Annotated in this window: 9 protein-coding genes and 1 pseudogene; 6 read left to right on the top strand and 4 right to left on the bottom strand. The window is 59.2% G+C overall.

What is annotated here, in order from left to right:
* Nucleotides 1–4: 4 nt before the first annotated feature.
* Nucleotides 5–1,528 carry a fumarate hydratase gene (locus tag QMX86_RS16035; RefSeq protein ID WP_024014122.1) on the bottom strand — a complete coding sequence of 508 codons (1,524 nt, stop codon included), beginning with the start codon at nt 1,526–1,528 and terminating at the stop codon, nt 5–7.
* A gap of 486 nt (nt 1,529–2,014) precedes the next feature.
* On the opposite strand from QMX86_RS16035, the gene QMX86_RS16030 reads away from it, so the two are divergent.
* The 3 genes from QMX86_RS16030 to QMX86_RS16020 are packed head-to-tail and all read left to right on the top strand — an operon-like array spanning nt 2,015 to nt 4,821.
* A complete protein-coding gene (locus QMX86_RS16030; protein WP_073471934.1) occupies nt 2,015–3,121 on the top strand; it encodes a GGDEF domain-containing protein in 1,107 nt (368 codons plus the stop codon).
* Nucleotides 3,114–4,049 (top strand): iron-sulfur-binding ferredoxin reductase, encoded by a 936-nt coding sequence (locus QMX86_RS16025; protein ID WP_073471937.1) that lies wholly within the window; start codon nt 3,114–3,116, stop codon nt 4,047–4,049. The genes QMX86_RS16030 and QMX86_RS16025 overlap by 8 nt, the downstream gene beginning before the upstream one ends.
* Nucleotides 4,050–4,077: 28 nt before the next feature.
* Nucleotides 4,078–4,821 carry an enoyl-CoA hydratase-related protein gene (locus QMX86_RS16020; protein ID WP_130930208.1) on the top strand — a complete coding sequence of 248 codons (744 nt, stop codon included), beginning with the start codon at nt 4,078–4,080 and terminating at the stop codon, nt 4,819–4,821.
* Nucleotides 4,822–4,958: 137 nt separating this feature from the next.
* Here QMX86_RS16020 and QMX86_RS16015 read toward each other — a convergent pair whose 3' ends face one another.
* Both QMX86_RS16015 and pyk read right to left on the bottom strand, forming a co-directional pair.
* A complete protein-coding gene (locus tag QMX86_RS16015; RefSeq protein ID WP_273527895.1) occupies nt 4,959–6,254 on the bottom strand; it encodes a hypothetical protein in 1,296 nt (431 codons plus the stop codon).
* A gap of 201 nt (nt 6,255–6,455) precedes the next feature.
* Complete coding sequence (gene pyk / locus QMX86_RS16010; RefSeq protein WP_024014116.1) at nt 6,456–7,907, bottom strand: pyruvate kinase; 1,452 nt, start codon at nt 7,905–7,907, stop codon at nt 6,456–6,458.
* 172 nt (nt 7,908–8,079) lie between these two features.
* Between pyk and QMX86_RS16005 the strand changes: the two genes are divergently transcribed.
* On the top strand, nt 8,080–8,466 hold the full coding sequence (locus QMX86_RS16005; protein ID WP_016773461.1) for a hypothetical protein: 387 nt from the start codon (nt 8,080–8,082) through the stop codon (nt 8,464–8,466).
* 231 nt (nt 8,467–8,697) lie between these two features.
* Complete coding sequence (locus tag QMX86_RS16000) at nt 8,698–9,057, top strand: PilZ domain-containing protein (protein WP_073471945.1); 360 nt, start codon at nt 8,698–8,700, stop codon at nt 9,055–9,057.
* A gap of 92 nt (nt 9,058–9,149) precedes the next feature.
* Here the strand turns inward: QMX86_RS16000 and QMX86_RS15995 are convergent, their stop codons facing one another.
* Nucleotides 9,150–9,527, bottom strand: a complete 378-nt coding sequence (locus QMX86_RS15995) for a DUF6124 family protein (RefSeq protein ID WP_122706450.1) — start codon at nt 9,525–9,527, stop codon at nt 9,150–9,152.
* A gap of 457 nt (nt 9,528–9,984) precedes the next feature.
* Here QMX86_RS15995 and QMX86_RS15990 point away from each other — a divergent pair.
* A pseudogene (locus QMX86_RS15990) lies at nt 9,985–11,932 on the top strand (hypothetical protein); the annotation flags it as partial.

The following is an 11,932-nucleotide window of genomic DNA, read 5'->3' as shown; positions in this document are numbered from 1 at the left end:
AGGCTTACTGCACTTCTACCGCCAGGCTTTCGCTGATCTTCTGTTGCCAGATCGCCGGGCCAGTGATGTGTACCGACTCACCTTTGCTGTCCACCGCTACGGTGACCGGCATGTCCTTGACCTCGAACTCGTAGATCGCTTCCATGCCCAGCTCGGCAAATGCCAGCACCTTGGACTTCTTGATCGCTTGCGCAACCAGGTAAGCGGCGCCGCCGACAGCCATCAGGTACACGGCCTTGTTGTCCTTGATCGCTTCGATCGCGGTCGGGCCGCGCTCGGATTTGCCGATCATGCCCAGCAGGCCGGTCTGCTCGAGGATCTGGCGGGTGAACTTGTCCATCCGCGTTGCGGTGGTCGGGCCGGCCGGGCCAACCACTTCGTCACCGACCGGATCAACCGGGCCGACGTAATAAATGAAGCGACCTTTCAGATCCACCGGCAGGGTTTCGCCCTTGTTGAGCATCTCGACCATGCGCTTGTGCGCGGCGTCGCGACCGGTGAGCATCTTGCCGTTGAGCAGCACGGTTTCGCCCGGCTTCCAGCTCTGCACCTCTTCCGGGGTCAGGGTGTCGAGGTTGACGCGACGGGCCGACGGGCCGGCTTCCCAGACGATTTCCGGGTAGGCGTCCAGCGGTGGCGCTTCCAGCGAGGCCGGGCCGGAACCGTCGAGCACGAAGTGCGCGTGACGAGTGGCGGCGCAGTTGGGGATCATGCACACGGGAAGGGATGCGGCGTGGGTCGGGTAATCCATGATCTTCACGTCGAGCACAGTGGTCAGGCCACCGAGGCCCTGGGCGCCGATGCCCAACTGGTTGACCTTCTCGAACAGTTCCAGACGCATTTCTTCGATGCGGTTCTGCGGACCACGGGCCTTCAGCTCGTGAATGTCGATGGATTCCATCAACACTTCCTTGGCCATCACTGCGGCCTTCTCGGCGGTGCCGCCGATGCCGATACCCAGCATGCCCGGTGGGCACCAGCCGGCGCCCATGGTCGGCACGGTCTTCAATACCCAGTCGACGATCGAGTCGGACGGGTTGAGCATGGCCATTTTCGACTTGTTCTCGGAACCGCCGCCCTTGGCCGCCACGTCCACTTCCACGGTGTTACCCGGGACGATGGAGTAGTGAATTACGGCCGGGGTGTTGTCCTTGGTGTTCTTGCGAGCGCCTGCAGGGTCGGCAAGGATCGATGCCCGCAGGACGTTTTCCGGCAGGTTGTAAGCGCGACGCACGCCTTCGTTGATCATGTCGTCCAGGCCCATGGTGGCGCCATCCCAGCGCACGTCCATGCCGACACGGACGAACACGGTGACGATACCGGTGTCCTGGCAGATCGGGCGATGGCCGGTGGCGCACATGCGCGAGTTGATCAGGATCTGCGCCATCGAATCACGGGCCGCTGGCGACTCTTCGCGCAGGTAGGCTTCGTGCATCGCCTGGATGAAATCCACGGGGTGGTAATAGGAAATGAACTGCAGGGCGTCGGCAACGCTCTGAATCAGGTCATCTTGCTTGATCACGGTCATGAGTCGCGCTCCTCTGAAAACGGTGGGGAAGCTACAGGCTTCTAGCTTCGAGCGGCAAGTTAAAGCATTACGCGGACAGCTTGAGCTTGCCGCTTGAGGCTTGCGGCTTATGGCTGTCCCTTTGTGGCGCGACGCTAAAAAGGCGCGGCAGTATACCGCGCCTCGGTGGTGGGGGCACATTGGCTTTTGGTCGGATGACCCTGTGGCGAGGGGATTTATCCCCGCTCGGCTGCGCAGCAGTCGTAAAACCTGTGAGCTCAGTGTGATTGACAGGTTGCAGGGGGCCACTTCGCAGCCCATCGAAGAGAAATCCCCTCACCACAGGGACCTGGTGCGGGCATCAATGCAGCTCATTCAGGTCATGCATTTGACGTCAATTTTCGAGCCCGAAAATCGGTGGTCATTTAGCGACCGGCCCTCTAAAGTGGCATCCGGTCTGTAGAGTAGGACACTCGGTCAGCCTCCTATCGCACGGTGAGTCAACGATTGACCCATAACGCCATTCAACGCCTTTTGCTCAAACGCTTCGCCCTCGCTGCGGCCACCTACGGATTGGCTTTGCTGCTGCTGTGGCTGGCGTTTTTCACCGGGCATTATCAGCAATCGCTCAGTGGAGTGGCTATCGGCAGCGCTCTGGTGGTCATCAGTCAGGCGAGCCTTTTCGCCATGTTCTGGAGCGGGCGCAACCAGCGCTTCGCCGACCCCAGCCTGACCGAAGCGCAAGTGCTGATGGGGCTGGGCTGGCAGACGTGGCTGATCGCCCATGTCGACGAGGCACGCGGCGCGTTTCTGGTGTTCTATGTGCTGATCCTGCTGTTCGGCCTGTTCCATCTCACCCGACGGGTGTTCATCCGCTGCGCGCTGCTGGTGTTCTTCAGTTTCTCCGCGATTACCCTGTGGGACGCTTACCACTTCCGCTTGGCCGAGCCTGCGCTCGCGGCCTTGCAAGTGTGCATTCTGGCGATGGTTTTGGCGTGGCTGGTGCTTTACGCACGCTTTGTCCAGGTCTCGCGGCAACGTCAGCGTCAGCGCCGGTTTGCCTTGCAGGCGCATCAGGACACCCTGCGCGGGATGATGCGCCAGCTTGAAGACCTGGTCGCCACCGACGAACTGACCGGGCTGTTCAATCGCCGGCATTTCCTGCGCATCGCCTCGCGCGAGCTGAACGCGTTGGACAGCGACGTGATGCACGGGCTGGCGCTGATCGATCTGGACCACTTCAAACGCATCAACGATCTGCACGGCCACGCCGCCGGCGATCAGGTGTTGCAGGCGTTTGCCGGTGTGGCGCAAGCCTGCCTGCGCGACGGTGACGTGCTGGCGCGCTATGGTGGCGAAGAATTCGTGGTGCTGGTGCCCGACTGTGATGCCGAACGCCTGACCGCGTGTTGCGAGCGTTTGCGCATCGCCTTCAGCGAGGTGGAATTGATGGGCCTGCAAGTGCGCAACCTGAGCCTGTCGGCGGGCATGACCCTGCTGTCCGTTGGCGATGATCTGGATGAGGCGTTGCAGCGTGCCGATCAGGCGCTGTACCGGGCCAAGCGTGACGGGCGCAATCGTTGTGCCGCCGCGTGGGAGAACGTCGATGCCTGAATTGCGCGTCGGTGACCGGCAGTGGACGGTTGAGCCGGGCAGCAATCTGCTCGACAGTCTCAATCAGAACGGCGTTGCCGTGCCCTACAGCTGTCGCGCCGGCAGTTGCCATGCCTGTCTGGTGCAATGCATCCGAGGTGTGCCCAGCGACAACCGTCCGGATGCCTTGAGTGCCGAGCAACGTCAGGACGGTTGGCGCCTGGCCTGCCAATGCCAAGTGGTCGAAGACTTGCAGGTGCATACCTTCGACCCGATTACTGACGGTCTGCCGGCCTTGGTCGAAGCGCTGGACTGGCTCAGCGACAGCGTTCTGCGCCTGCGCCTGACCCCGCAGCGGCCACTGCGCTACAACGCCGGCCAGCATCTGGTGCTGTGGATCGGCCACATCGCCCGCCCGTACTCGCTGGCGAGCCTGCCGCAAGAAGACCGCTTCCTCGAGTTTCACCTCGACTGCCGCCAGCCCGGCGAATTCATCGATGCCGCCCGCAAGCTGCAGATCGGCGACTCGATCCGCCTCGGCGAGCTGCGCGGTGGCGCTTTGCACTATGACCCGGACTGGCATGCGCGCCCGCTGTGGCTGCTGGCCGCCGGTACCGGTTTAGGTCCGTTGTTCGGTGTGCTGCGCGAAGCCTTGCGTCAGGATCACCAAGGCGCCATCCGCGTCATTCACCTGGCCCATGACGAACGCGAGCACTATCTGGCCAAACCCCTTTCTGCACTGGCTGCGCAGCGGGAAAACCTCAGTGTCGAGCTGTGGACCGCGGCCGAGTCGGCCGCCGCTTTGGCGCAACTGCGCCTTGTTTCCCGGCAGACCCTGGCCTTAGTCTGCGGCTCGACGGCCAGTGTCGACGCTTTCGCCAAGCGTCTGTACCTGGCCGGATTGCCGCGCAATCAACTGCTGGCCGACGTGTTTGTGAGCCGTGGTTGAGCGCTGATTTTCAGACGCGAGACACGCCATGACCGAAGCCATCCTGCTGGAACGCGAACGCGGTTTACTGACCCTGCGCCTCAACCGCCCGTGCAAGAAAAACGCCCTGACCCGCGCCATGTACAGCCGCCTCGCCGAAGCACTGAAACAGGCCGACGGTGACCCGGCAATCAACGCCGTGCTGATCACTGGCAGTGCCGAGTGCTTCACCGCCGGCAACGACATCGCCGACTTTATCGAGCAACCGCCGAGCGACCTCGACAGCCCGGTGTTCCACTTCATGCTTAACCTGCTCGAATGCCGCAAACCAGTGATCGCCGCCGTCGCCGGTGCAGCGGTAGGCATCGGAACGACGATGTTGCTGCACTGCGATCTGGTCTATGTCAGCCGCGACGCCCGGCTGCGCATGCCGTTCGTCAACCTCGGATTGTGTCCCGAATTCGGTTCCAGCCTGATCCTGCCGCGTTTGCTTGGGCAGGCGAAAGCGGCTGAGTTATTGCTGCTTGGGGAAGGCTTCAACGGCGAACAGGCTGCGCAGTGGGGGATCGCCACCGAAGCGCTGGACAGCGGTGAAGCGGCGTTGAGCAAGGCGCGAGAAGTGGCGCTGCGGTTTGATGAATTGCCGGCCGAAGCGGTGCGCATCAGCAAGCAATTGATGCGAGCGCCGGATCGGGATCTGCTGCGCAAGGTGATCGAGGAGGAGGGTGCGTTGTTCACCCAGCGCCTGCGTTCGCCGGAGGCTGTGGCGGCGTTGAGCAGGTTTTTTCGGTGACGGTCAAGACGCCTTCGCGAGCAGGCTCGCTCCCACGGGGGAACGCATTTCAAAGTTGGTAGCGAGCCTGCTCGCGAAAGGGGTTGACCAGACCATAAAACTCTCAATCAGGGGCAGCCGGTAAACTCGTCGCAAGGTCACTCGATCAATCCACGGCCGACGCATTGAACCCGTTGCCCGTCGACTTGCCTTTGGCCGAGGAACGTCATTTTACCTTCACCGATTGCAACCCCAGTCCAGATCCCCCTCTCCAGGTCGAACACTCGCCAGCCTTTGCCATCCGCAAAATCCGTGTCCAATTCGCCGTCATCGGTGAATCTGGCAATAACATGGTTAAAACCAGAGGACACTTGACTCAGCCCGGCAACAAGTATGTGTCCGCTGCTCTGGATGGACGCGTCAAGCCATAAGGTGTCAATGCCTTGCAGTCTGCTCAGAAGTGGTTTGCCTGCGTTGAACTGGATGTTGGGTTTGCCGTCGGATTCCCGGCTGATCAATACGCCATGGTGTGCAGGCTCGGTATACCCAACGGATAACAGCCGCTTATTCGTCTGCCCGATAACTTTCAAGACATTGACGCTCAGCGAGTTTTCTAATGGATCCATCACTTCAAAGCCATCAACGGCGAACGAGTCATCAATTTTCCCGGTAGCAGTCAAGCGGTTGAGTACTGCCCGGTAAGGATTATTGCCACGTACACAGCCCGCGAGCACGTAGGTCCCATCCTGTTTTGCCAATAGATCGTATAGCTCCGTGTGAGTGAAATTCGGGTGGAGAACATAGGCGATTTCTCCCTCGTTAAATTCAATATCCCGTGTGCCGTCAGGCAAGAGTCGAATGACGGCTGTCGCTACTTTGTTTCCATCCCGATCTACGGTGGTATGCAATACGATCTTGCCGTCAGGCAGAACGGTCGACCGCTGGCTACCGGTTTTTGAGTTCGCTGCGTTGGGTAGTTGCTGGTGCTTCTGATCTGCCGTGTCGTCATCCGAGAGGTAAACAGCGACTTTGCCGGTTTTGTTGAATGCCGGATCAAGGTTGCCAGCGACGTCGAGACGCACGACTCCTATGGCACGCTTGAGGTTAGCCTGAAAGAAACTGCCGATGAGCAGCAGTTTGCCGTCGGCCTGTTCCACTATTTCGTTAGCGAAGGAATGCGATCCTTCTCCGTCCTCAAATTGACCGGTTACGTAGCCACTCTGGCCAAATTGAGTGTCGTGTACGCCATTGCTATCCAGTCTGATCAAGTAGTAGGCATCACCGTTCGATTGGCCTACGCTTCCCGCGATATAGGTGCGCCCTGATTTGTCGACCATCACCCCCCGCAGGACAAGGTCTCCTGAAAAATCGGGAGGTTTTTTCGGAGTGGCAACGCCCTGATTGCCAAACGTTGGGTCGAATTTACCTGGCGAGATGTTTGCCGCAACGTCCATCTTCAATCCTCCTTGATCACGAGTCGTGCCCAGTCTTGAGTGGTTGGGTGGTGAAGTAGCACGCTAGTCAAAAATGGCTCTTGCAACAACTGACAGAACTGACAGTTGACGTTCTGTGAAAACTGGTTTTCAGCGACATGCAGACAACAAAAAGCCCCGCCATTCACATGGCGGGGCTTTCGTGTTTCAGCGGCCGGTCACTCAGACCTGCGGATCACCGACATGCAGGATCTTCATGCCGTTGGTGCCGCCAGTGGTGTGGTAGCTGTCGCCCTTGGTCAGGATGACCCAGTCGCCTTTTTCCACAACGCCGCGCTTGGTCAGCTCGTCGATGGCTTTCTGGCTGACTTCGTGCGGTTCCAGCGAGGCCGGGTCGAACGGGATGGTGTAGACGCCACGGAACATTGCTGCGCGGGCCTGGGCTTCGCGGTGCGGGGTGAACGCGTAGATCGGCACCGAGGAGCGGATACGCGACATGATCAGCGGGGTGAAGCCGCTTTCAGTCAACGCGATGATCGCTTTGACGCCCGGGAAGTGGTTGGCGGTGTACATGGTCGCCAGCGCGATGCTTTCGTCGCAGCGGCTGAATTCCTTGCCGATGCGGTGGCTGGAGGTCTTGCCGGTCGGGTGTTTCTCGGCGCCGACGCAGATGCGCGCCATCGCCTGCACGGCTTCCAGCGGGTAGAGACCAGCGGCGGATTCTGCCGAGAGCATCACAGCGTCGGTATAGTCGAGCACGGCGTTGGCCACGTCGGACACTTCGGCGCGGGTCGGCATCGGGTTCTGGATCATCGACTCCATCATCTGCGTCGCGACGATCACCGCTTTGTTGTGGCGACGTGCGTGCAGGATGATTTTCTTCTGAATGCCCACCAGCTCGGCGTCGCCGATTTCCACGCCGAGGTCGCCACGGGCAACCATCACTGCGTCGGAAGCCTTGATCAGGCCATCGAGGGTTTCGTCGTCGGCCACGGCTTCGGCGCGTTCGATCTTCGCCACCAGCCAGGCTGTGCCGCCGGCCTCGTCACGCAGTTGACGGGCGTATTCCATGTCGGCGGCGTCACGCGGGAAGGACACTGCGAGGTAGTCGACTTCCATTTCGGCGGCGAGCTTGATGTCGGCCTTGTCTTTTTCAGTCAGGGCCGGGGCAGTCAGACCACCACCGCGACGGTTGATGCCTTTGTGGTCGGACAGCGGGCCGCCGATGGTCACCACGCAATGCAACTCGGTGGCAGTGGCGGTTTCAACGCGCATCACCACGCGGCCGTCGTCGAGCAGCAGCTCGTCGCCCACGCCGCAGTCCTTGACCAGATCCGGGTAGTCGATGCCGACCACTTGCTGGTTGCCTTCGGTCAACGGATGGCTGGTGGAGAAGGTGAACTTGTCACCGATCTTCAGCTCGATCTTCTTGTTGGCGAATTTGGCGATACGGATTTTCGGGCCTTGCAGGTCGCCGAGCAGGGCGACGAAGCGGCCGTGCTTGGCAGCGAGGTCACGCACCAGCTTCGCGCGAGCCTTGTGCTCGTCGGGGGTGCCGTGGGAGAAGTTCAGACGGGCAACGTCCAGACCAGCCAGAATCAGCTGTTCGAGAACTTCCGGCGAGTTACTGGCCGGGCCAAGGGTAGCGACGATTTTGGTACGACGGACGGACATGCAAAGACTCCTGAGTTCAAGCGCAGGCAGAGGCTACTATGCTCGAAGGGTGTAGTCATTGTTCGAATGCACTACTTATCGTTTTCTTTATTGAACGTGGCAACTTCGGGACAAACGCGCCTGAAGATTTTCGACCAGGGGTCGATACAGAGCACAAGACAGGAGAACCCCCATGCGATTGTTGCCCATTGCCGCCCTTGCCCTCAGCGTCCTCGCCGCGACGGGCTGCACCCGTTGGTCGATGAACCATCATTTGAACAACGCCTACAGCGCCTATGAACGTGGCAATTGCGAGCAGGTCATGCTTGAACTGTCCAAAGTAGAACGTGCCAGCCGCGCCCGCCCGTACGTGTGGCCGGAAGTGTCGATGATGCGCGGCCAGTGCCTGGAACGGCAGAAGCTGTACATCGACGCGGTGCAGACCTACCAGTTCATCATCGCTTCGTACCCCAACAGCGAATACGCCTACCGCGCCCGCGCGCGTCTGGAAACCTTGCAGAGCCTGGGCCATTACCCGACACGCAGCGCCGCTGCGGTGGTGCGGCCGACACGCTTCTGACGGTACTGTCGTACAAAATCTGGCCGTCTGTACAAGCTCCGCTATAGTCAAGGAAACCGCTTGCGAGGCTTGTCTCGATGGCGGCGCAACGCCTGCGACTGGCAGTGGTAAAAGTGACGGCGATTGTCGCGACCGTCACACCGGAAGCGGGGAGAGCGGGCCTGCCTACAGGCTCGTTCCGAAGCACAGGTGCGGCTCCCTGGCGGAGCCCTGCATGGCGTACAGCACATCATGTTTACCGACCGCCGGATCGAACGGCACCAGTTGCCGTATTACCTCAGAGTGTTCAATAGCATCACCGACAAACCCGTCGGCTTTCTCGGCAACGTGTCTGCGGACGGGCTGATGCTGATCAGCCAGTTGCCGATGATGATCGGCGCAGATTTCCAGTTACGCCTCAAAATCCCCGCCCGTGATGGCAGCCAGCAAGTCATCGATTTCAGCGCCTGCTGCGTGTGGTGCCATGAAGACGCCACGCCGATGCATTACGACGCCGGTTTCATCCTGCGGCGTGCACCGGCGGAGTTCGGCGAGCTGGTGCTGGCGCTGAAGCAGTACTTCAGTTTTCAGCCGTTGCCGGCTTCTGCCTGAACAACAAAAGATCGCAGCCTTCGGCAGCTCCTACAGGGGAACGCATTCCAGATGTAGGAGCTGCCGAAGGCTGCGATCTTTTGATCTTGACGTCACGCCACCGCGATCGCCCGCTCCTGATCCAGCGCCTTCTCCGCCAGCAATAACCCCATCTCGCTCAACTGATAGATCGCCATCGCCAGATGTCGCGGCTTGTCCTCGAGGCTGTCCGCCAGGTCGAGCAGCAGAATGCTGACCGAAGAAAAGGTTTCGTAGGTTTGAATGGCCATCGCTTCGGGGTTGATGTCGGGCGCAACCATGAACATCTGCATGCCGCGATCGACGGAATTGCACGACGGCGCAGCGCCGGGTTTTTTCAGGTAGTGATCGAGGGCTTTTTCAGCGGCCTCGTGGAGTCTGGTGGAATCGGGGGAAGCGAAAAGGGAGGTCGAGTCTTCGCTTTCAGGGGGATTGGGCGTTGGTTTGATCATGGTGATAACCCTTGGTTGGGGCCTTCACCCCTCGCGACTAAACGAAAGGGTGGCGGCTGGACGCAGGTTAGTCGACCGGGGGTATCACCAAAAACCGGCGCGCCGAAGCGCCCTGCGTACAGCCACCATCGAGTGCGGGGATAGGGATTACCCGACTGGATGACGCTTATACACCTTGATGACAAACCCCCGGGCGACTAAACCCGACCACTGATTGGCAGCGGCACGGATCACGTTACGGGGCAGCTTCAAAGCGCACAAGCCGGCGGATTCTGAGTGATGTGTAGGCAACGGCGCAACTTGATGTAGCCGCGTGTTAACGGCTGAAGGACGTCAGCATGTTGCGGCGTGGGAATAGTTACCGCTGATCGGGACTGTCAGATTTTACAGGTGTCATTTCATGCTTACGGTTCTTCAATGAAGCACCCAGGTACCGACGGTATAAGGAAGCTCAATCATGTCCGACCATGAGAACCCAGGCTCCAATTCTCCAGAAGATCGCCCGTTTCCTGAGGACCATCGCTCTTCCCAAAAATCCGATGATCCGATTTCCGAAGAGCCGGGAATCTTGGTCGCGGATTTGGAGTATGAGGCCGGCTCCGGGTCACTGTTAGTAGATACCACGATGGACTTCAAGTTTCGTATACCGGTAAACGATGGCCGCTATCACAAAGTTCATCTGGATTTTCAAGGAGCCGATAATTACTACCGGCGTATCACTGAAAGTGCATGGTTGGGGGGCGTCTGGCACAGTATTCGAGTCGAAGACCTTCCCGAGAGTGACCTGCAGGTCAGAGTTGATGGAAGATGGCATTACGTTGATCAATGGTCAAGGTGGACACCGCGGACTTTGCTGGTCAGAAAGGCTGCTCGCATTGCTAGCAATCGTACTGTGACTACAACGGTTCCAGGCCTCGCCGGTAAAGGCAGCAAAATCACGCTTGAGCGTCCCAATTCAGGCACTGTACTGAGCACAACGACCATTACCAATGGCTACGGAAATTGGACTGTCACCCTCCTTGATAATGTCCCCCAGGGTTTACAGGATTTCATCATCCGTGAGGAGTATGGAAATACGCAGGGGCGCTACGCGGGGAAAGCGTCACTGACCGTACTCAAGCCTGTAACGCTCACGCCGTTGCCGCAGGTTATAAATACACAAACGCCGCAATTTGCGGGTACAGGCGGTCTGCACCAAGCGATGACGAGAGTGGATGTTTACATCAAAGGCACATCGATCAAAGTATTGGCCGACGCAAAGATCGAAATTGATGGGTCATGGGGTGGTACCAGCACTTATACGTTTGCGTTCGGCGAAAATTATTCTCTAGTCGCCAGTCAAAGATACGATGGCGCAACATCTGTGCCGTCAGTCCAACGAAATTTTTATGTCATTGACCCCCCCCGAATAACGTCTCCTGGATTGACGCAGACGGTGGACATGACATCGACGTTCACAGGCACTGTCGTCGCCGGGATCTCCAGTGCTGTTGCCGTGCGTTCGGAAAACACCCAAGCTCAAATCAGCATCCCAACCGATGCCGCCACAGGCGCATGGTCTGCATCTTTCACGCTGACACCTGGTCCGCATTCGATTGTCGGCACGCATACCTATTTGAGAGTGACATCGCTGACCAGCCAACCCTTCGGCATACGGGTACGCACGGGCAAGCCGACCGTCACATACACGCAAGCCAATGAAACGATCACATTTTCCGGCACCGGACATTTCGACGAGAAGCTCAGAACCGAAATCGAGTTCACTATCCTCGAAAGTCCAGCCGGCCCAATGCCGGTCGCGCCTCCCAACGCACAAGTACAGCGCAACGGCACTTGGAGCACCGCCGTAACGGGCTGGAAACTTGGCACCTATGAAATCAACGCCGTCCAGAAGATCAGAGACAACGCCGGCGGCTGGATCGAGTCGCTCCCGCTGACCTTTGAGGTCAAAAACATTCTCCCCGATGTCAGTGACGTGCAATTCAACAACGACTACCAACCGACCTTCAGCGGCAAAGGCTTCAACGGCGCCACGGTGTATCTGCACAGGCCCAATAGCGGAGATCACGAAGCGCCTCCAGTTGCGGTCAACGGCGGGCAATGGTCAAGCAAGGCTTCAACGGTCTGGGGACCGTCGTTCGAGCGTGAGGTACACATAAAGCAATTTCTCGACGGTCATCAGTCGCCAAACTGGTTTGTCCTCAAAGTCACCATCCCGCCGCAGGTCCCTGGCCTGAACGAGCCTGAAGATGACGGACTTTCGCCCAGGTTCAGCGGCACGTGCTGGCCGGGTGCAACCGTGAACATTGAGTACAGCGACGAACCCGGCATTGTGCACCAGGGTGTCGTCATTGGTGACATGTGGCAGTTCAGGCGCGACAAGGATTTTGCCCCGGATATTTCCC

The sequence above is a fragment of the Pseudomonas sp. PS01270 genome, assembly GCF_029959775.1.
Taxonomy (GTDB): domain Bacteria; phylum Pseudomonadota; class Gammaproteobacteria; order Pseudomonadales; family Pseudomonadaceae; genus Aquipseudomonas; species Aquipseudomonas atacamensis.
This window is presented reverse-complemented; position numbering and strand designations above follow the sequence as displayed.

What these genes read in the sequence shown, in the direction of transcription:
- QMX86_RS15995 (WP_122706450.1), bottom strand. Translation starts at nt 9,527, where the DNA reads ATGATCAAACCAACGCCCAATCCCCCTGAAAGCGAAGACTCGACCTCC.
- QMX86_RS16000 (WP_073471945.1), top strand. Translation starts at nt 8,698, where the DNA reads ATGTTTACCGACCGCCGGATCGAACGGCACCAGTTGCCGTATTACCTC.
- QMX86_RS16020 (WP_130930208.1), top strand. Translation starts at nt 4,078, where the DNA reads ATGACCGAAGCCATCCTGCTGGAACGCGAACGCGGTTTACTGACCCTG.
- QMX86_RS16005 (WP_016773461.1), top strand. Translation starts at nt 8,080, where the DNA reads ATGCGATTGTTGCCCATTGCCGCCCTTGCCCTCAGCGTCCTCGCCGCG.
- pyk (WP_024014116.1), bottom strand. Translation starts at nt 7,907, where the DNA reads ATGTCCGTCCGTCGTACCAAAATCGTCGCTACCCTTGGCCCGGCCAGT.
- QMX86_RS16035 (WP_024014122.1), bottom strand. Translation starts at nt 1,528, where the DNA reads ATGACCGTGATCAAGCAAGATGACCTGATTCAGAGCGTTGCCGACGCC.
- QMX86_RS16025 (WP_073471937.1), top strand. Translation starts at nt 3,114, where the DNA reads ATGCCTGAATTGCGCGTCGGTGACCGGCAGTGGACGGTTGAGCCGGGC.
- QMX86_RS16015 (WP_273527895.1), bottom strand. Translation starts at nt 6,254, where the DNA reads ATGGACGTTGCGGCAAACATCTCGCCAGGTAAATTCGACCCAACGTTT.